The 19,944-nt window shown below is 59.1% G+C and carries 21 protein-coding genes and 1 tRNA gene; 15 read left to right on the top strand and 7 right to left on the bottom strand.

Annotated features, from left to right (window positions below):
• Positions 1–244 precede the first annotated feature (244 nt).
• The 4 genes from CPY51_RS22415 to CPY51_RS22430 all read left to right on the top strand — a co-directional run bounded on the left by CPY51_RS22415 (position 245) and on the right by CPY51_RS22430 (position 3,916).
• Positions 245–850, top strand: coding sequence for a transglutaminase-like cysteine peptidase (locus CPY51_RS22415; protein ID WP_111162448.1), 606 nt, complete (start codon positions 245–247; stop codon positions 848–850).
• A gap of 276 nt (positions 851–1,126) precedes the next feature.
• Positions 1,127–1,897, top strand: a complete 771-nt coding sequence (locus CPY51_RS22420) for a hypothetical protein (RefSeq protein ID WP_111162449.1) — start codon at positions 1,127–1,129, stop codon at positions 1,895–1,897.
• A gap of 118 nt (positions 1,898–2,015) precedes the next feature.
• Positions 2,016–3,512, top strand: coding sequence for a D-alanyl-D-alanine carboxypeptidase (locus CPY51_RS22425; protein WP_111162450.1), 1,497 nt, complete (start codon positions 2,016–2,018; stop codon positions 3,510–3,512).
• Positions 3,513–3,646: 134 nt separating this feature from the next.
• A complete protein-coding gene (locus CPY51_RS22430) occupies positions 3,647–3,916 on the top strand; it encodes a hypothetical protein (RefSeq protein ID WP_111162451.1) in 270 nt (89 codons plus the stop codon).
• 9 nt (positions 3,917–3,925) lie between these two features.
• Here the strand turns inward: CPY51_RS22430 and CPY51_RS22435 are convergent, their stop codons facing one another.
• Both CPY51_RS22435 and CPY51_RS22440 read right to left on the bottom strand, forming a co-directional pair.
• Positions 3,926–4,363, bottom strand: coding sequence for a DUF1489 family protein (locus tag CPY51_RS22435; protein ID WP_111162452.1), 438 nt, complete (start codon positions 4,361–4,363; stop codon positions 3,926–3,928).
• Between the two features lie 80 nt (positions 4,364–4,443).
• Positions 4,444–5,850, bottom strand: coding sequence for an L-serine ammonia-lyase (locus CPY51_RS22440; protein WP_111162453.1), 1,407 nt, complete (start codon positions 5,848–5,850; stop codon positions 4,444–4,446).
• 216 nt (positions 5,851–6,066) lie between these two features.
• Here CPY51_RS22440 and CPY51_RS22445 point away from each other — a divergent pair, with 216 nt between their 5' ends.
• The 3 genes from CPY51_RS22445 (at position 6,067) to CPY51_RS22455 (ending at position 8,305) form a co-directional block, all read left to right on the top strand.
• Positions 6,067–6,759, top strand: coding sequence for a DUF599 domain-containing protein (locus CPY51_RS22445; RefSeq protein ID WP_111162454.1), 693 nt, complete (start codon positions 6,067–6,069; stop codon positions 6,757–6,759).
• 70 nt (positions 6,760–6,829) lie between these two features.
• On the top strand, positions 6,830–7,819 hold the full coding sequence (locus tag CPY51_RS22450; RefSeq protein WP_111162455.1) for an acetyltransferase domain-containing protein: 990 nt from the start codon (positions 6,830–6,832) through the stop codon (positions 7,817–7,819).
• 12 nt (positions 7,820–7,831) lie between these two features.
• On the top strand, positions 7,832–8,305 hold the full coding sequence (locus CPY51_RS22455) for a methyltransferase family protein (RefSeq protein WP_111162456.1): 474 nt from the start codon (positions 7,832–7,834) through the stop codon (positions 8,303–8,305).
• A 17-nt stretch (positions 8,306–8,322) separates the two neighbouring features.
• Here CPY51_RS22455 and CPY51_RS22460 read toward each other — a convergent pair whose 3' ends face one another.
• Positions 8,323–8,715, bottom strand: coding sequence for a MerR family transcriptional regulator (locus CPY51_RS22460; RefSeq protein WP_111162479.1), 393 nt, complete (start codon positions 8,713–8,715; stop codon positions 8,323–8,325).
• Between the two features lie 222 nt (positions 8,716–8,937).
• Entirely contained in the window at positions 8,938–10,353 is a 1,416-nt protein-coding gene (gene mgtE, locus CPY51_RS22465) for a magnesium transporter (RefSeq protein WP_111162457.1), read from the bottom strand.
• Positions 10,354–10,549: 196 nt separating this feature from the next.
• On the opposite strand from mgtE, the gene CPY51_RS22470 reads away from it, so the two are divergent.
• Positions 10,550–11,044 (top strand): peptide deformylase, encoded by a 495-nt coding sequence (locus CPY51_RS22470; RefSeq protein ID WP_111162458.1) that lies wholly within the window; start codon positions 10,550–10,552, stop codon positions 11,042–11,044.
• Positions 11,045–11,107: 63 nt separating this feature from the next.
• Positions 11,108–11,602 carry a BON domain-containing protein gene (locus CPY51_RS22475; RefSeq protein ID WP_111162459.1) on the top strand — a complete coding sequence of 165 codons (495 nt, stop codon included), beginning with the start codon at positions 11,108–11,110 and terminating at the stop codon, positions 11,600–11,602.
• A gap of 62 nt (positions 11,603–11,664) precedes the next feature.
• Here CPY51_RS22475 and CPY51_RS22480 read toward each other — a convergent pair whose 3' ends face one another.
• Entirely contained in the window at positions 11,665–12,219 is a 555-nt protein-coding gene (locus CPY51_RS22480) for a hypothetical protein (RefSeq protein ID WP_111162460.1), read from the bottom strand.
• 296 nt (positions 12,220–12,515) lie between these two features.
• Positions 12,516–12,600, bottom strand: a tRNA-Leu gene (locus CPY51_RS22485).
• Positions 12,601–12,798: 198 nt separating this feature from the next.
• On the opposite strand from CPY51_RS22485, the gene lipB reads away from it, so the two are divergent.
• Positions 12,799–13,518: a lipoyl(octanoyl) transferase LipB gene (gene lipB, locus CPY51_RS22490; RefSeq protein ID WP_195909606.1), complete on the top strand. Its 720-nt coding sequence runs from the start codon at positions 12,799–12,801 to the stop codon at positions 13,516–13,518.
• On the opposite strand, the gene CPY51_RS22495 is transcribed toward lipB, so the two are convergent.
• Positions 13,519–13,941: a helix-turn-helix domain-containing protein gene (locus tag CPY51_RS22495; protein WP_111162462.1), complete on the bottom strand. Its 423-nt coding sequence runs from the start codon at positions 13,939–13,941 to the stop codon at positions 13,519–13,521.
• Between the two features lie 225 nt (positions 13,942–14,166).
• On the opposite strand from CPY51_RS22495, the gene CPY51_RS22500 reads away from it, so the two are divergent.
• The 5 genes from CPY51_RS22500 to CPY51_RS22520 all read left to right on the top strand — a co-directional run.
• Positions 14,167–15,135 carry a DMT family transporter gene (locus tag CPY51_RS22500; RefSeq protein ID WP_111162463.1) on the top strand — a complete coding sequence of 323 codons (969 nt, stop codon included), beginning with the start codon at positions 14,167–14,169 and terminating at the stop codon, positions 15,133–15,135.
• 136 nt (positions 15,136–15,271) lie between these two features.
• A complete protein-coding gene (locus CPY51_RS22505; RefSeq protein ID WP_244598756.1) occupies positions 15,272–15,907 on the top strand; it encodes a hypothetical protein in 636 nt (211 codons plus the stop codon).
• A gap of 98 nt (positions 15,908–16,005) precedes the next feature.
• Positions 16,006–18,018 (top strand): acetyl-CoA carboxylase biotin carboxylase subunit, encoded by a 2,013-nt coding sequence (locus CPY51_RS22510; protein ID WP_111162465.1) that lies wholly within the window; start codon positions 16,006–16,008, stop codon positions 18,016–18,018.
• Between the two features lie 103 nt (positions 18,019–18,121).
• Entirely contained in the window at positions 18,122–19,390 is a 1,269-nt protein-coding gene (locus CPY51_RS22515; RefSeq protein ID WP_111162466.1) for a zinc metalloprotease, read from the top strand.
• A 181-nt stretch (positions 19,391–19,571) separates the two neighbouring features.
• A partial coding sequence (locus CPY51_RS22520) for an alcohol dehydrogenase catalytic domain-containing protein (RefSeq protein WP_154677728.1) occupies positions 19,572–19,944 on the top strand: 373 nt, incomplete at its 3' end.

Genomic DNA, 19,944 nt, shown 5'->3' on the forward strand with positions numbered 1-19,944 from the left:
TCGGCATTCGCATCTGACCAAACCCCTTGAAAATCAGAAAGGTAGAGGCGGCGGGCTTCCGCTTGATATTGCTGATTTCCGTAAAATTTGACGAAAATTAGGATCAACTTTGACGCAAGTTTTAGTCTTGTTTTATTACGTTTAGATTTTCATTTGATTCTATTAAGTCTTTAATTTGACTACGTAATTTTGCGTGGAATAAAAAGCTCGATGTCATTCTCCTCTCCATAACGGGGAGACGGTAATGACAATTTCATCCTGGCTTCGCAGCGGCGTCACCGCTGCGGTTTTGACCTTCGGAATGTTTGGTCTGGCCAATGCGACGCCGGCGAGCATGACGATTACCGGAAACGCAGCGCCGCCGATCGGGCATTATGAATTCTGCCGCGACAATCCGACAGAATGCTCCTACGCTGGCGGCGACGCCGGGCCGGCAATCCTGACGCAGGATCGCTGGAAGATGATGCTCAGCATCAATTATACGGTCAATACCACCATCAAGCCCATGACCGACATGGAGCTATACGGCGTCGAGGAGAAGTGGGCTATCCCGACAACCGCTGGCGATTGCGAAGACTTCGCCCTGCTGAAGCGCAAGGAACTCATCGCTGCCGGTTTCTCTCCTTCGGACACCCTGATGACGGTCGTGCTCCAGCCGAATGGCGAGGGCCACGCGGTGCTGACAGTGCGTACAGATCACGGCGACTTCATCCTCGATAACATGCGCAACAAGGTGCTGCTCTGGTCGGACACGGAATATACTTTTCTGAAGCGTGTGTCCGCGGCCGATCCGTCGCGCTGGGTCAAGCTGCAGGACGGTCACACCGTGGCGGTTGGTAGCGTCAACTAATAACAAACATTCAATCGCCAGCGACCTCCGTTGGCGATTGAACGAAGGGCCCGGTCTCCGTCCCAAATCCCGTCCCGACCGGTGCCCAGAGCCGTTCCTGCTGTCCCAGGAACGGCTCTTTTATTTTTTGCCACGGAGGCAAGAACACGCCCGATTAACGTCACGTTAACCATCGCGGCTCCAACTATTCCATAACGAGACTCATCTGGCGTTCCTGCCCGGGTTGTCGTAACCCTCCTGTATCGACCACGGGACAATGGAATCAAAGGCAGTTGCATGGCCCCTCCGTCACCCGCCGCCACCATCCATGAAACGCCGATGATCTCGAGCGGTTTCGTCTATCGCCTGACGGCAGCGGTTGCTGTCCTTGCCGTCTTGACGGTCGGTATCACCATCGGCGGACGCTCGCTTGGCCAGCGTATCTCGCTTGCCGGACACACCGACAGCACGAGAGAATTCACAGTCACCGTCGGCGACGACAGCGTTCGACTTGCCGCCAATACCATCCGCTTTCCGAGCGAGCGGGCGGACGGCCCAGCTGAGCGCGTCGATCTCTACCTCACCTGGCCACAGATGCAGGGCTATAGCGAAGCCGATCGCCTGCGCTTCAACGATATTTCACAGTCGTCAACGTTGATTTTCATGCAGCTCACCCAGAGCACCATGTCGCGTGATATGTCGGGCCGTATGGACCCGATCTATTCCCACCTGATCGAAGGCGCCCCGTTCGCTGGCCCGCACGGCCTGACGGCGCACCGCCTTCGCGCCGACGCGGGCTACGGCGGCGAAGTGCTCTTGACCGCCCCCCGCGCAGGCAAGCCGGATTTTGTTGTCCGCTGCCTGCTGCCGACTGCTTCGGACAAGGCAACGAGTGGAGACTGCCAGCGGGATATTAAAGTCGGAAAGGATTTGAGCGTCCTTTACCGTTTTTCGAGCACATTGTTGGGCGATTGGGATCACATTGATGCAGCTATTCAGACGTTCGTTGAAAATCGTCTCGACAACAGCAAGCCAGTCGGTGGGCGTGGCCTTGGAACGGATCGATAAAAATACGGCGAATTCTCGAAACCAAATGTTCATCATAAACCGATTGGTAACGCTGACGTCCTACTCTGTCTGTCAACGGCCGTCCGTGGGGGCCAGCGGCCCAATAGTTAAGAACGAAATGCAAGCGAAGAGTGAAGTAGTGTCCAGGTCAATTTTATCCGCATCGTCATCCCGCCCGGCTAAGTTTTTCAGGTCGATGCTTCTTGGTTTCACCGTGGCGATCGCTTCAGTCGCGGTGGCTTCTCCATCTAAGGCTTCGGGCGGCCCGGGCTACGCCGGTATCGTCGTCGACGCAAAGACCGGCAACGTGCTCTACAGCGACAACGCGGACACCCTGCACTATCCAGCCTCGCTGACCAAGATGATGACACTCTATCTGACATTCGAGGCACTTGAGTCGGGTCGCATCAAGATTGACTCGCAGGTTCCTTTTTCCGCCCACGCAGCTGCGCAAGCACCGACCAAGCTCAATGTCCGTGCCGGTGGTTCCGTGACCGTCGAGCAGGCGATCCTTTCCATGGTAACGCTCTCCGCAAACGACGCGGCCATGGCGCTCGGAGAATATATTGGCGGCTCCGAAGAGAATTTCGCGCATCTGATGAACAACAAGGCGCATGCGCTCGGAATGACGCGCACGACCTACCGAAACCCGAACGGCCTGCCTAACACCGCCCAGATGACGACCGCCCGCGACCAGGCCCGCCTTGGCATGGCCCTTCGCGAGCATTTTCCGCAGTATTACGGCTATTTCTCCACGCACAGCTTCCAGTTCGGCAACCGCGTCATTGGCAATCACAACCGTCTTCTCGGCTCGGTACGAGGCGTCGACGGTATCAAGACCGGTTACACCCGTGCAGCCGGCTTTAATCTGGTGACTTCAGCGCAAGTCGACGGCCGTTCGATTGTCGGCGTCGTCCTCGGCGGTGTCTCTACCCCTGCCCGCGACAACCAGATGCGCAAGCTGGTCGCCACTTACCTGCCACAGGCATCTGTTCACGCCGGACCGAGCAATCTCATTGCTCAGACCGCACCTGACAGAGCCACGCCGCAGAAAGCCGTTCCCACGGCGCCGGACGCGAACGCTGCAGCTGCCCGTATGGCCCTCGACACGAATATAACCAAGAGCATCCCGGCCCAGGACCAGCGCTACGACGAATCCAGGCCCTCCAGCGAAGCAGCATTCGCCGCTGTAACGCCAAAGTCTTCCAATCCGCTTGTCGTGGGCAAGCTGCATCAGCAGAAGGTGCCGGCCAACGAAGTTGCGTCCATCGCGCCGTCCTACGCGGAAGCCTCCACCGACACGAACTTGGTCGACACTGTAACCACCGGGTCGACTGGCAAAATCCAAAAGTCGGCCAACGCTGGCCCCGGCGGTTGGGTCATCCAGGTGGGCGTGTCGCCGAGCAAGGAATTGGCAAGCAACCTTTTGGATGACGCCAAAAGCAAGGGCGGCAAGGCACTTCAATCTGCCAAGCCCTACGCCGTCGCCTTCGGAAGCGGCAGCTCGCAGATCTACCGCGCCCGCTTCGGTGGCTTCGACGATCAGCGCGATGCTGTGAATGCCTGCAACGTACTGAAGAGGTCCGGCATGAAGTGCTGGGCGAGTGCACAGTAAATCGTCGATGCCGCATAGTCGCGGCAACGATATTTCCAGCTTTGCCGGTTGCTGCAGTTGGCGGCCGGTTCCATCGAACCCCGGCGTTTATCGGGTTCGGCCCTGAGTTTTGTATTGCGTTACGGGGAAACAACATGGCTATGAACGAGAACTATCCCAACTTCTCGCTCGATACTGGAGCAAAGACGAAGCAGAAGGGGCACGCCCTGCATCCGCTTCACGAAGCGGCGATGCGCATCGCTGACCTCGGCCTCAATCGGCCCCGTACCAAGACGAAGGACCTGATAAACGTCCTCCTCTGCCACGGCGCTCGCGCCTGGCGCTATTCCCAGCCGGAGGCGCGCATACACCTGCACATCACCTCTCCAGTCGGTCAAGCACCGGTCCTGATGCGTCTGCGCTGAAGGCGTAGCCTACAACAATCCCAGCTCGGAAAGTTCGCGGCGCAGCTCCGCCGGAAGCTCGGCAACCCCTTCGCCAAGGCTGTCCAGATCGCGCGGGACGTCCTCCTGCGGCAGGTAGCGCCATCCCTGAAACGGGCGCCTCGGCTGGATCGCGGTTTCGACAACCTGCGGGGCCAGCACCAGATGGCATCGCGATATGCCCTGCGCGTCCGTAAATGATTTTACATCCAGCAGCTTCTGCCGCGCCTGGACCTGTCCCTTGATCACCCAATAGAGCGATCCGCCTTCCAGCAGCTCGTCGACGCGTTTCGGTACCATGCGGGTCGTGTGGGTGGTGTGCGGCTCGAGGCCCGCGGCGATTGCCGTCAGCGAGCGCCCGGAAACCCATTCGCGCAGGTCGTCGATCGAGTCGGCGCCCACGCACAGTTTGATGAGATGCAAAGCCATGCCGCCGTTGAAATCCTTTTGGCCGGCAGCGTCAAGCTTTTAGACAGCGGCGTCCACAAGCTCGACACTCCGCGACCGGTTCAACATTCGACGACATTGACAGCAAGGCCACCGGTCGACGTTTCCTTGTATTTCTCGCTCATGTCGTTGCCGGTCTGGCGCATCGTCTCGATACAAGCGTCCAGCGGCACGAAATGCTGACCGTCACCCTTGAGCGCCAGCGAAGCAGCCGTGACTGCCTTGACGGCACCGAGCGCATTGCGCTCGATACAGGGAACCTGCACCAATCCGGCAATCGGATCGCAGGTCATCCCGAGGTGATGCTCCAGCGCGATTTCGGCGGCATTCTCGATCTGCTCAGGCGAACCGCCCATCACGGCAGCAAGGCCGGCAGCAGCCATCGCGGCCGCGGAGCCCACCTCGCCCTGACAGCCCACTTCGGCGCCGGAAATCGAGGCATTGTGCTTGATGATGCCACCGATGGCGGCCGCGGTCAGCAGATATTCGCGGATGCCATGGGCGTCCGCATCTTCATGAAAATGGGTATAGTAACGGATCGTCGCGGGAATGACGCCGGCGGCACCGTTGGTTGGCGCAGTGACCACCCGGCCACCTGCCGCATTCTCCTCGTTGACCGCCATGGCGTAGACGCTAAGCCAATCGTTGGCGAGCAGCGGGTTGACGTGGTTGCTACGCCATTCTTCCTGAAGCTTGTCATGGATCTTTCGCGCACGGCGGCGGACATTCAGGCCGCCCGGCATGACGCCCTCGCCCTTCAGTCCTCGATCGATACAGCTGTTCATTGCGGTCCACAGCCGATCGAGCCCGGCGTCCAGCTCCTCCGACGACATGTGGCTCTCTTCGTTTGCCCGCTTCATCTGCGCGATCGTCAGCCCGGAACGCGTCGACATCTCCAGCATCTGCTTTGCGGTCGCGAACGGAAACGGGACGCGCTCGCCGGCGGCCGGCTTCGACTTGTTAGCGCGCATCTGTTCAAGCTCCGTATCGGTGACGACGAACCCGCCGCCGACCGAATAGTAGATGCGCTTGACGAGCAGACGGTCGTCCCGGTCGAAAGCCGAAAAGCTCATGCCGTTGGCATGGCCCGGTAGCGGCGTCTTCTTGTCGAAGACAAGATCGGTCTTAGGCTGGAATTCGTAGGCCGGGTGGCCGGCTGGGTTGATACGCCCGGTCCGCTCCACCTCGGCAATGATCGCATCCATGTGATCCGGATCGACCGTATCAGGTCGTTCGCCCATCAGGCCGAGGACGACCGCCCTTCCCGTTCCGTGCCCGATCCCGGTATAGGCCAGCGACCCATGCAGGCTAACCTTGAGGGAGGTAACGTGCACGTTGGATGATGGTCTCGGCCATTCGTTCGACAGCAACAGGTCGAGAAAGCGATTGGCGGCAGACATTGGCCCCATCGTGTGCGAACTGGACGGTCCCACGCCGATCTTGAAGACGTCGAATACGGAAAGAAACATGGGTTGTTTGCACCTTGTGGAGAGATCGCCGATACGAGGCTACGTCAATGGCACCGAGAGACACGGTGACCGACCGACATCGGGTTTCATCCAAGCGACATTACAGGCAGGCGCAAGCGGAGGCAAACATAACAAGTAACAACGCCCGCCCCGCCATTGCACCTTCGTCGGCGATGGATAGAGTCGACGCCAATGGATTTTTGAGGATCAGTTTTCATGACGACCGCCGACTATGTCGCTCTCGCCGCTTTTATTCTTCTCTGGATCGGGTTGAACTGGATCACCACCAGCGCCCGCTTCTTCGACCGCACGAGCCTGACGCAGGCGATGATCGAGCGGCGGCGCGAGTGGATCTATAATTCGCTGCGCCGCGACCTGAAGATGATCGATACGCAGATCCTCGCCGGCCTGCAGAACGGCACCGCCTTCTTCGCCTCCACATCGATCTTCGCGATCGGCGGTTGCTTCGCCTTGCTGGGCGCGACGGACAAGGTCAACGCGTTCTTCGCCGACCTGCCCTTCATGTTCAACGGTGGCCGCACGGCATTCGAACTGAAGGTCGCCGGCCTGGCTGGCCTGTTCGGCTATGCCTTCTTCAAGTTCGGCTGGTCGTATCGGCTGTTCAATTATTGCACCATCCTCTTCGGCGCCGTTCCGATGATGGATTATGTCGATGCCGATCGCGCCACAACGGAACGGGCCGTCGAGCGCGTCATCCGCATGAACATCATCGCCGCCAGAAACTTCAATGCGGGACTGCGCGCGATCTTCCTGTCGATCGGCTATCTCGGCTGGTTCCTCAGCCCCTATGTCTTCATGGTCACCAGCGTCTTCATCATCGTCATACTTATTCGTCGGCAATTTTTCTCGGACGCAAGACTGGCCATCCTCGACATCAATGCGCCATGAAATCGCCGCGCTTGTCCTGTCTCCCGGCGCGCAAGACGCAACACGAATTCCCGCCTGAAAGGACCCATTGATGGCCGCTATTGCCGAGAGCGTCGATGCACCGCGCGAACTGCCACGCATTGGCATCCTTGATACGGCAAGAGGCGTCGCGCTGCTCGCCATGGCGAGCTACCACTTCACGTGGGACTTCGAGTTCTTCGGCTATCTCGAACCGGGAACCGCGGAGACGGGCTGGTTGAAGATCTATGCCCGCGTCATCGCCAGTACGTTTCTGTTCCTGGCAGGCTTTAGCCTTGTTCTCGCGAACTCTCCCGATATCCGCTGGCGGTCATATTTCAAACGGCTGGGCATGATCGCTGGAGCCGCAGCAGCGATCTCCGTCGTCACTTTCATCGGCATGCGGGACGAGTGGATATTCTTCGGTATCCTCCATTCGATTGCCGCGGCCAGCATTATCGGCCTGATCTTCCTGAGGTTGCCGGCAGCGGTGACGCTTCTTGTGGCGGTCATCCTCCTTGTCGGCGTCTATGTCGACAATATCTCCGCGCCTTTCTATCTCCACTCGGACTTCTTCGACGCGCCCTGGCTTCGGTGGATTGGACTGTCAGCTCATCTGCCGCGCTCGAACGACTATGTGCCGATTTTCCCCTGGCTCACACCGTTTCTCTTCGGTCTCGGGATCGCGCAAATCGCCACTGTTCGCGGTTGGCTGTCGCCGCTTGCCAGGCTCGGCACCGGCACAAACCTGATCGCTCGCGCCGGGCGCCACAGCCTGCTTTTCTACCTTATCCATCAGCCCCTGCTGTTCGGCCTTGTTTATCTTCTGTCAGTGGTAGCTCCGGCGCCGAAACCGGATCCCGTCCAGAGCTATCTGCGCCAATGCAACGCGTCCTGCATCAAGTCTGCCGGTGAACCGCTTTGCCGAAGCTTCTGCCAGTGCACGCTTGATAAACTTCAGGCGCAGCAACTTTTCGAGCCCCTGCAGTCCGGTAAAATAAAGGCGGATGACAATGAACAAATAGGGCGAATCGCAATACAGTGCACGACAGACGCACAATGACGGGATTATTCAATGAATGCCTTTCGTTCGAAGCCTCTGAAGTATCCGTGGCCGCCGTTGCTTTACGGCCTTGCCATTCTCGCCGCCCTTGTTCTTGAGCGTATCGCTAGCCTCCCCGTCCCACAATTTCAATCGACCGTGGCCTGGATCACCGGCGCCAGCCTGACGATCGCCGCTATCTGGCTGAACGTTTGGGCGATTAAGACGCTCCTTGAAAGCCGGGCGCCCGCAATGCGGAGGCGTAGCGCTAGGCATCTCGTGACCAGAGGGCCGTTTCGCTACACGCGCAACCCGATCTATCTCGGCTACACGCTGATGACAGCCAGCTTCGGGCTGCTGACCGGCAACCCTTGGTTCCTGGTCACCGCTATCATTGCTGCGACGATTACGACGTCAGTCGCGATCAAGCGGGAGGAGATCGTTCTTCTGTCGCGCTTCGGCTGCGACTTCGAATCCTACTGCAAACATACCCGCCGCTGGATCTGAAGAAGCATAAGGCTCAATCAGGTGCCCACTCCGATTTCAGCAAGCCGACCGAGGCAGGACTCCTCGATGTGATTGAGCTCCGCCAAGGTGTCGTCGATGTCCTTGCGCTTCTGGCGCAGATCCTCGCGCTTCTCATCGACACGCTTCATCAGCAGCTTGAGCTGCCCGATTTCACCAGGCGGTTCCTTGTAGACCTGGATGATCTCGCGGATTTCGGCAATGGTGAAACCGATGCGCCTTCCGCGAAGGATTTCAATGATCAGCCTACGATCCGCCTGCCGGAAGAGCCGCGTCCGCCCGCGCCGCTCTGGATGTATCAGCCCCTCGTCCTCGTAGAACCTAAGCGTTCGCGTGGAAACCCCGAATTCCCGCGTCAATTCCGTGATGCTGTAGTACTTGCTCACCGGCAAATCGTCCCCCAGTACCGCCGCGCCAGGCCTGTACTCGAGCGTCAGGGAGGGCGGCAAATGTTCGATGAGGCGCGCAATCCTTTGCCCGGCCACCTGCCGTCCGAGCTCGCGCGCCGATGCAAACATCATATTGACTGTTACGTAAAAGTCAATTTTTGGCAACCTGCGCTGAAGTCGGCCACAGCGGGAAGCAGTAAAATTCAATCTTGGTGTATAGTGGCCTCAGTGGATGGCAAACCACCATGTGGCGATGCCCAGGAAGGCAAAATAGCCCGTGCAATCGGTAACCGTCGTCACGAACGCCGATGACGCGATGGCCGGATCAGCACCCATGCGATCGAGCGCCAATGGCAGGAGGATACCGCCAAGCGCGGCCGCAACCATGTTGATGATCATTGCAGCGCCGATGACGATGCCAAGCTGGGAATCATGAAACCAGAACGTGGCGATCGCACCCATGATGATCGCAAAGAGTATGCCGTTGAGAAACCCTACACAGGTCTCTTTGTTGATGACCCGCCAGGCATTGTGGATATCGAGATCACCGGTCGCCAATGCGCGCACGGTAACCGTCATTGTCTGCGTACCGGCATTGCCGCCCATCGAGGCGACGATCGGCATCAATACTGCGAGTGCGATCATTTTCTCTATCGAACCGTCGAAAACGCTGATGATGCTCGATGACAGGATCGCCGTCAGAAGGTTGATGAACAGCCAGACGAAGCGCGAGCGCACCGTCGATGTGACGTTGTCGGACAGTTCTTCGTCGCCAACACCGCCGAGGCGCTTGATGTCCTCGTCGGCTTCTTCGTGGATGACGTCGACCACATCGTCGATGGTGAGCACACCGACGAGACGATCATTATCGTCGACGACAGCTGCGGACAGAAGGTCGTACTGCTCGAAAAGCTGTGCCGCCTCTTCCTGGTCCATCTCGGCCGGGATTGGATGCGAGGTTTCCCGCATGATGGTTTCGATCTTCTCGTGCCGCTTTGCGCGCAAGATGCGATCGAGGTCAACGCCGCCGAGCAGCTTGAAGGTCGGGTCTATGACGAAGAGCTGCGAGAAGCTCTCCGGCAGGTCTTCCTCGTCGCGCATGTAGTCGATCGTCTGGCCGACGGTCCAGAACGGCGGCACGGCGACGAATTCCGTCTGCATGCGGCGCCCGGCTGAACTCTCGGGATAGTCGAGAGCGCGACGCAGGCGCACCCGCTCCGTGAACGGCAGCTGCGACAGGATCTCGTCGCGGTCGACCTGATCGAGATCTTCGAGAATATAGACGGCGTCGTCCGAGTCCAGCTCGCCGATCGCGGCCGCGATCTGGTCGTTCGGCATCTGGTCGACGATCTGGCGGCGGATCGCCTCGTCGACCTGCGTCAGTGCCGTCATGTCGAAGTCGTCGCCAAGCAGCCGCACCAATGACAGGCGCTGTTCCGGTTGCAGCGATTCCAGCAGATCGCCGATTTCCGATTCGTGCAGGCGGGCAACGTTGTGCTGAAGAAACGGGACGTTGCGCTCTGTCAGGGCGCTAACGACCAGCGTCAGAAAGTCCGAGCGAACATTGCCGTCCTCGTCGTAGATATCATCGTCCGTATCAAGGTTGTTGCGAATGCGTTCGTCTTCTTCAACCGTCATCATCTGCCGCCTCGCATTCCGCCCGAACCTTCGGACCATAGGTGCCGCCTAGGAGAATGGCGGCAAAAAAGGTATTGTCAACAAATAGATAGGATCAATAGTTGATATTCCGCAGACCAGAATCAGGCCCATGGCATTTGCTATGCCGCATGCATATCCTCAAGTCGCAGACATGTCGTTCCCTTAACAGAGCAATCACGTGACCATCCAGCCCCTGCTAAAATTCCCCCATCCCGGCCTCAGAACTGCATGTGCCCCGGTTTCAAGCTTCGACGACGATTTACGCCTTCTCGCGGACGACCTTCTCGAGACGATGCGCGCCGCACCCGGCGTCGGCATTACCGCCGCGCATATCGGCGTTCACCGCCGCGTGACCGTGATCGAGCTCAGTCGTGACGACGGCATCCGCACCTACGTCAATCCTGAGATCACATGGTCTTCGCCGGAAACCATGCAGCATATTGAGGGAAGCGTTTCCATGCCTGGCGCTACGGAAAATGTAACCCGCCCGAAGTCGATCCGTTTCCGCTATCAGGATTTGAGTGGCGTCCTCCATGAAGAGGACGCCGAGGGTTTCCTCGCCATCTGCATCCAGCACGAGATCGACCAGCTCGATGGCATATTCTGGCTGCAGCGGCTGTCGAAACTGAAGCGCGACCGGCTGGTCAGGAAGTGGGAAAAGATGAAAGCTTGAAAGGAAATTGAACCAAGCGCACCATCTCCTCGTTCTACCGTCAGATCAACAAGGAGGCTGAGCATGACCGCCAAGAAGAAAGTCCTGACGCGCGAAGAAGACTATAGAGACTATGAAGAGCGGGACCTCCAGGACGGATGGCCCTATGACGACGACGCAGGCGCCAAATCACAAGAGCCCGGCAACCGCCCCTATGGCGAAACCGCGGCAAATTTCGATGAAGACACCAACAAGGGCTACACCGTCGTTGACACTGATGAAACCGGACAACAGGAACGCCAGGCCGAGCAGCTGTCTGCCGGAACCCGTGGTCGAGAAAACGCCGACGATTTGGAAGAAAGGGTCATGGACGCTCTCAGCGGTTTTGAGGGCGTCAGCCCCGAGCTGATAGACGTTCGTGCCGAGGGGTCGACTATCATACTCGAAGGTCAGGTAGATGACGCCATCACCGCTCGCCATCTGGAACTCAAAGCACTCGGAATACCGGGCGTGACACAGGTGAAAAATAATCTGAGCATCATCGGCGTCGACGCCAACATCCCGGACGACGACGAATGACCGCACCGGTCAAACGAGAACGGGCGCCCACTGGCGCCCGTATTTTGTAAGCGTCGGACTAATCAGCCCTTCAGCTTCGAGTTGCAAAGGCTGTAATAGCCGCCGCCCTTCTCGATCCACTTCACGCCGTTGAGCGTGTTCTTCGCCTTGTTGTCGTTATAAGCGTCGACACAGGTATGGAACCGGGCCTTGCCAGCGGTTTCAGTGGCGTATTTAGGCGACACTGCGGACGGGAAGCTGACGCCGGCCGGTGCTTTCATTGTTGGCTTCGGCGGCTCTTTTGCCGGCGGCATCGCGGCATCGGGCTCGGCATCTGCTGCAGCCGGCTTAGCGGCCGCAGTCATCGCCTTAGTGGTCGCCGCAGGCTTAGTGGTCGCGGCAGGCGCTGTTGCAGCGGCGGCCGGTGCAGCTGCCGTTGTCGCGCCCGCATCGGTACCGCACTGCGCGGCTCGGAAATCGTTCCACTTCATGCCGTTCAGCGTGTTAGCGGCTTGGGCGGCCTTGTACTTCGTGCTGCACTCTTTCATCGTAAGCGCCGCTGCCGGTGTCACGAAGGACAGCGAACCCAGGACGGCGAGAGACGCGAACGACATCAATAAGACTGTACGACTTGTCATGGTGTGATCCTCCGTATTTATCAATGATATACCGACTATTGACCTCGCATTTGCGATTGTCAATCGACGCGCGAAAGCCGTCGCGCCACTTCGCAGACTGGCAGCCAAATATGGCAACAACACCAGCGAAATGTGAAACATCCCAGGGAAATTGCAGCCGGGGGCTGAAGCGGAGCAGATCGCCGGACGACGCTGTAGAAACTATTTGACCGCGTTTTCGAAGGAAGGCCGGGAGCAGGCAAAGGGAATCGAACCTGACGTCAAGGCAACAAAAAACCCGCCGAAGCGGGTTTCTTTGGTGCGGTCGAGAAGACTCGAACTTCCACGGGTTGCCCCACAGCGACCTCAACGCTGCGCGTCTACCAATTCCGCCACGACCGCATCGTGGTAGAGCCGAATTGCTCCGGCGGGGCTGCATGTAGCAAAAGCATTGGGGGGGCACAAGAGCGATATGACAGATTTTTTTCATGAGTTTTCCCCGATGTTTGAATTACTTCGCGAAAGCCTCCATATAGCGGTGAACTTGCCTGTCTGACGCGGATTTGCAAAAAGCAGCGTGCCCGAACAGTGATGAGGAATATGTCGATGCTGCGCGCCGATCTCGAATTTTCCATGCTGCCGCTGGCGGGCTCCCCGCCAGTGCGCTGGCGCATCGCCGACGGCCTTGTACCCTATGAGAAAGCAGTCGCCACGATGGAGCGTGAAGTCGCTGATATCGCCGACGGAAGCGCCGATGAGCTGGTCTGGCTCGTCGAGCATCCGCCGCTCTATACCGCCGGGACCAGCGCCGACGCCGCCGACCTCATCGAACCGGATCGCTTTCCCGTCTTTGCCACCGGGCGCGGCGGCGAATACACCTATCACGGCCCGGGCCAGCGCGTCGCTTATGTGATGCTGGACCTGAAGCGCCGTCGCCAGGATGTGCGCGCCTTCGTCGCTGCATTGGAAGAGGTGATCATCCGCACGCTCGACCTGATGAACGTCCGCGGCGAGCGGCGGGAGGATCGCGTCGGGGTGTGGGTACGCCGGCCGGAAAAGCCGCTGCTGCCCGACGGAACGATGGCCGAGGACAAGATCGCAGCACTCGGTATCCGCCTTCGCAAATGGGTGACGTTCCACGGCCTGTCGCTGAACGTCGACCCAGACCTTGCCCATTTTACCGGTATCGTGCCCTGCGGGATCTCCGCCTATGGCGTCACCAGCCTCGTCGATCTCGGCCTGCTGGTGATGATGCCTGATGTGGACGTCAAGCTGCGCCAGGCATTCGAGGCCGTGTTCGGCGATACGACCGCCGAATGACTAGTGCGTCACATCCCTGGTCAGGTTGCGCAACTTGATTTGATGGTCGAGTTTCTCGATTTGTCGGCTCGTCGTATCGATCAGCCGGCCGATTTCCTGATAGGCGGACTGCAGTCGCCCGAGTTCGATCTTCACGGCCTCGAGTGCCCGTTCGTCGTTGAGCTCCCCTGGCCCCTCGCCGGCCCCGGTCATCAGCCACATCGGCGATACACCGAGAATACCGGCGATATCGACTAGTCGCGACGGACGCGGCTCCGAACGATCCGATTCCCACGCAACTACCGTTTCCTGGCGAACGCCCAGCTGGTTGGCAAGTGATTCGGCACTGATACCGGCCGCGTCGAGCGCCGCGGAAAGGCGTCCGCCGAGCGTGTCGTCGTTCTCTTCAGAAAAAACGGTGATCTCGCGTTCCGTCTTCAGCATCGGATGCTCTCCTTCAATCCCCACGCAGCGAAACTCACGGACAGACTTAAGTCTTTAGACCAATTGCATGTCGAACATAGGTCCGTGAGCGGCATGCTGCCAGCCCGGCATGTCTAATTCGACAAAATCTCTCCGGCAAGTCGACGTCTGGCCGCACCGGCCTTCATCGCCCGCTTGATCGGACAAGGCTCCTGTGTTTCATGGCTGCTGAAGCAAAGAAGTCCCATGTCGAAGCAATTTGCCATTTCCGCCCATCAAAATCCGTTGCAAGGCATGATCATCATGGCCACCGCCATGATTATCCTGCCGACGATGGATGCGATCGCCAAATACATGGCGAACTTCGAGAACATGTCCCCGGGACAGGTGACTTTCTATCGCTTCTTCTTCCAGCTCGTCTGCACCCTGCCACTGCTTTTCACCATGCTCGGCTCAAAGGCTCTCTCGGCAAAACGGCCTTGGCTGAACCTGTTGCGCGGGATGCTGCACGGTGCTGCCAGCCTGCTTTTCTTCGTCGCTGTCAAATACATGCCGCTCGCCGATGTCTTCGCAATCTATTTCGTCGAGCCGTTCATGCTGGCGGCGCTATCGGCAATTTTCCTCGGCGACAGGGTCGATTGGCGGCGCTGGCTTGCGATCGCGGTCGGCTTCGGCGGCGCAATGATCGTCATCCAGCCAAGCTTCGAGATCTTCGGCTGGAAAGCGTTGCTACCGGTCGCCTGCGCCTTCCTCTACGCAGTCTATCTCTTCATGAACCGCGCGATCGGGGAAGCCGATTCGCCACTGACGATGCAGACGATGGCTGGCATCGGCGGAACAGTTTTCATGGCCGCAGCGCTCTGGACGGGATCTGCCATCGGCAGCGCCGATTTCGCTCTTTCCCTGCCCTCGTCATGGCTTGGCCTGCTGCTGCTTTTGATTCTCGGCTCGATATCGGGCTACGCTCACATACTCGTCGTGCGGGCCTTCCGGCTGGCGCCGCTGTCCCTGCTGGCGCCGTTCCAATATTTCGAGATCATCTCCGCGACCGTGCTCGGCTACGCCGTCTTCGGTGATTTCCCGAACGCCGCGAAGTGGCTCGGCATCCTGATCATCGTCGGCTCCGGCCTCTTCATCATCTGGCGCGAACGGGTTCAGTCGCGTTCGCTCAAATCTGCCATGTCGGCGGAAGGTTCCGTTAACTCGTCTCTTTGAGGCTTTATCAACGCGACGGGCATAAAAGCCAGCCTCAGTTTCATGATGAAACTGGAGATAAAAGATGAACGAGTTTCGTTTCTCTTTTCCGGCAAGTCTTATCGCCGGGAAGAGCAGGCTGTCGGCCGAAGATTTGATGACGCTCCGCAAGGTGACCTTTCCGGATGGCATCCGGACACCGGACGATGCGATTACACTGCTTGCCCTGCAAAACGCCTGCCCCGAAAAATGCGAACAATGGAACACGTTCTTCGTCGAGGCACTCACCGAATTCGTCGTTCATCACAGCCATCCACAAGGATTGCTCAGTGAAAACAAAGTCGACTGGCTGATACGCATGCTGTCGGACGACGGAGTCGTCAAGTCGCCGCTCGAGCTGGAAGCGATACTACATATCATCGAGGTGTCGAGTGACAGATCGACTGACCTGAGCACCCTTGCACTCGACCAGCTTCGTTTGGCGATAACCCGCGGTGCCGGTGCCTATACTCGCCCCACCGACCCAGCGCATCGCCCCGGCATCACCCTCCGTGATCTCGACTACATCAACCGGATCCTGCGCGCGGCCCATGATCGGGGACGACTGCTGCTATCGGCGTCCGAAATTGCGGCATTGGGCAAAATCGCCGCGGCCACGAGCGCCGCCGTCAACCATCCCGGCTGGGAAGAATTGATGGCCTGTGTACAGCTGTGCGAAGAAGAACGTCCAAGGACAAGCCGTTGGCTGCGTGTATCCGACGATATTTTCGCTTCCGACGGCCGAGCTGCCTAGTGTCCAATCGCTTCATGCCACGATCACTATTGATACATTGAACCATCAGGCGATTCGAGGCTAGAACAGCAGCCGGGAATGGGCCGGGTGGAGTACAGATGTTCAAGAAAATCCTGATCGCAAACCGCGGCGAGATCGCCTGCCGCGTCATCAAGACTGCGCGCCGCATGGGTATCGCGACGGTCGCCGTCTATTCTGATGCGGATCGGGATGCGTTGCATGTCGAAATGGCCGACGAAGCCATTCATATCGGAGCAGCACCGGCCTCGGAAAGCTATCTTGTCCCCGACAAGATCATCGCCGCGTGCAAACAGTCAGGCGCCGAGGCGGTACACCCGGGCTACGGCTTCCTTTCCGAGCGCGCTTCTTTCTGCGAGGCCCTGGAAAGACAAGGCATTATCTTCATCGGCCCAAAGCCCAAGGCCATCATGGCGATGGGCGACAAGATCGAATCGAAGAAATTCGCGAATGCCGCCAAGGTTTCAACCGTGCCGGGCTATCTCGGCGTCATCGATGACGCCGATCACGCCGAGAAGATAGCCAGGGAGATCGGCTACCCTGTCATGATCAAGGCGTCTGCCGGCGGCGGCGGCAAGGGCATGCGCATCGCCTGGAGCGAAGATGACGTGCGCGACGGATTCGATCGTGCCCGCTCGGAAGCCAGGAGTTCTTTCGGGGACGACCGGGTCTTTATCGAGAAGTTCATCGTCGACCCTCGCCACATCGAGATTCAGGTACTGGCTGACGGACATGGCAACGTCGTCTACCTCGGCGAGCGAGAGTGCTCGATCCAGCGGCGAAATCAGAAGGTAGTCGAGGAGGCGCCCTCGCCTTTCCTCGATGAAAAGACGCGAAAAGCCATGGGCGAACAATCGGTGGCGCTTGCCAGGGCCGTTGATTATCAAAGTGCCGGCACAGTGGAGTTCATCGTCGATAGCGACCGGAATTTCTATTTCCTCGAAATGAACACCCGCCTCCAGGTCGAGCATCCCGTCACCGAACTTGTGACCGGCATAGACCTCGTCGAACAGATGATCCGCGTCGCTGCAGGTGAAAAGCTGCCCTTCTCGCAGAGGGACATCAAGCTCGATGGCTGGGCGATCGAAAGCCGCCTCTATGCCGAGGACCCCTACCGCAATTTCCTGCCGTCGATCGGTCGGCTGACACGCTACCGGCCACCGCAGGAAGGGAAATTCGGCAATTGCATCGTCCGCAACGACACCGGCGTCTTCGAAGGCGCCGAGATATCGATGTATTACGACCCGATGGTCGCCAAGCTCTGCACCTGGGCTCCCACGCGAACCGAAGCGATCGAGGCCATGGGCCGGGCGCTTGACGGCTTCGTGGTCGAGGGCATCGAGCACAACATCCCCTTCCTGTCCGCCTTGATGAAGCATCCGCGCTGGCGTGAGGGCCGGCTCTCGACAGCCTTCATAGCCGAGGAGTATCCGGACGGTTTCGCGCCCATGACGCCCGACAAACAGCAGACTGCCGCACTTTCTGCTATTGCCCTTTCCGCAAGCCTGATCGAGGCCAACCGGCGGGAGCGCTACGCCGACCGGCTTCGACCAGCCGCCCCGCCGCTGCGTGAAGACTGGATCGTGAAACTCGGTACTGACGACTATATCGCGGCACGCCTGCTCGACGGCATGATCACCATCCCCTTCGAGATGGACATCGAAATCGGCGGCGCGACAATAAACGTTGTCACCGATTGGAGACCGGGTGATGTGATCTGGAATGGCAGCGTCGGCGGTGCCACCATAATCGCGCAGGTCCGGCCCTTCCTGAACGGTCTGCGCCTCGATTGGCAGGGCCTCTCGGTGAAGACGCGCGTACTCACCCCGCGTCAGGCCGAACTCGATCGCCTGATGCCGGTCAAGCTGCCGCCAGATACCTCGAAACTGCTGCTTTGTCCGATGCCCGGTCTTGTCGTCGCCATTGCTGTTGCCGAGGGTCAGGAAGTCAAGGCGGGCGAAACGCTTGCGGTCGTCGAGGCAATGAAGATGGAAAACGTTCTCCGCGCCGAGCGGGATCTCATCGTTGGAAAGATCAACGCCAAGCAGGGCGAAAGTCTGGCGGTCGACGCCGTGATCATGGAGTTCGCCTGAACCGGCCGAACCGTTAAGATTCTAACCAATTCCGCGCGTGTTTTCTTAAGGATGACAACAGTAGAACAGGACAGTGGTGAAGTGTTCCCGCTGGAGGCGCCTGATGTCGACGGTTCATTCCGCGGTTCTGCTGTTGACCATCAATATCGGACTGCTCTGGTTGCTGATGGCAGCGCCGCTCGGCATGCGAACGATCCGGCTTCGCCGCCACTTTCGAACCGGCTCCGACACGCTCTGGCGCGCGATCGACCCGGCAGGGGAAATGGCCGATTGGCATCATCAGGTAATTTCCAGCCGTGAACTTGAAGACAGACCCGGCATCGTCGAACAGATTTATCGCCACTCGGATCGTCGAGGTCAGCCGATCCGCCGCCTGCTCTCCATAGGGCCGGTAGACGGAGCTCATCCGCACGATCACGCCTACAGCGCCCGTATCGTTGACGACAGCGCGCTGGACAGCCGCTTCTGGCGCGATTTCCGGGAACGCCGGGACGTCATCGCGACACCCGACGGCGCGATGCTGGTGATCGAACAAACCGATCGCTACCGAGGCCTCGCCTTCCTCCTGTTCCGATATTTTGTCCTGCGCCGTGAAATGCGAGCCCTCGCGGGCTGGGTCGCGACCGGGCGCTCCAAGCCGAACGGATATTTCGAACATCCGCTGGTCCAAGCGGTCCTGGCGATAGCGTCGACGCTGATGCTCTGGCCGTTTTTCGGGTTGAATGCCGTAGGCCTGATGATCTCCACCTTTCTGACGATGGTGATCGTTCTGCATGAACTTGGCCACATGGCCGCCTACCGCGCCTTCGGGCACGCAAAGGTGCGCATGATCTTCGTCCCCTTGCTCGGCGGCATTGCGATTGGCGGGCGGCCCTACAACAGCGTTTTCGAGGTCGCAACCTGCGCACTGATGGGTCCGGGCATGTCCGCCTTTCTCGTGCCGATCCTGATCGCCGGTCGCGAAGCGTCTGTGCTAGGGTTATTGCCGCATGAGCTCGCCGGCCCGCTGCTGGTGTTCCTTCTGATCCTTGGCGGCTTTAATCTTCTCAATTTGCTGCCGATGTACCGTTTCGACGGCGGCCAGGTATTGCGTCAGGTATTTCTGACGAAAAAGTCGCTCCTCGGCGCAAGCTTCGCCGTGACGCTGGCGATCCTCTGCGTCGGTTGGCTCATCGGCGCACCAAACAACGCTCTTCTCGCAGGCCTTGCAGTCTTTACCCTTCTCAGCCTTATCGGCTCTGGCTCGGTAAAGCCCAAGGAGAAGTTGGACCCGATGGGCAGCGCCGAACGCATGCTGGTCGGATTCGGTCTTTACTCAGCGGTTGCGATGCACAGCTACGCGATCATCTACGCGGCAGCAGCCTTGTTTTGACGCGGATCGCCCACCCCGTGGCGCATCCTGACAAGCACGATCCAAACAACCACGCCGTTCATCTCATTCTTGCAACAAACACGGCTAAGCAACTGATTTTTCGCTTGAGCGGCGCGCTTGGCCCGTGTCAATGTCGTTGCAATCAAACTTATCAAAGCAAAGACACCAGGGAGACAAGACGATGGACGTTCGCGCCGCCGTTGCCGTTCAGGCAGGAAAACCGCTCGAGATCATGACCGTTCAGCTCGAAGGCCCCCGCGCCGGCGAAGTGCTGATCGAGGTCAAGGCCACCGGCATCTGCCACACCGACGATTTCACCCTGTCCGGCGCTGACCCGGAAGGTCTGTTTCCCGCCATTCTCGGCCATGAGGGTGCCGGCATCGTTGTCGACGTCGGCCCCGGCGTCACCTCGGTGAAAAAGGGCGATCACGTCATCCCGCTCTATACGCCGGAATGCCGCCAATGCCCCTCTTGCCTCTCGCGCAAGACGAACCTCTGCACCGCGATCCGCTCGACCCAGGGCCAGGGCGTCATGCCCGACGGCACGTCGCGCT

The sequence above is a fragment of the Arminella tubonensis genome (assembly GCF_003240585.1).
In the GTDB taxonomy this organism is placed as follows: domain Bacteria; phylum Pseudomonadota; class Alphaproteobacteria; order Rhizobiales; family Rhizobiaceae; genus Rhizobium; species Rhizobium tubonense.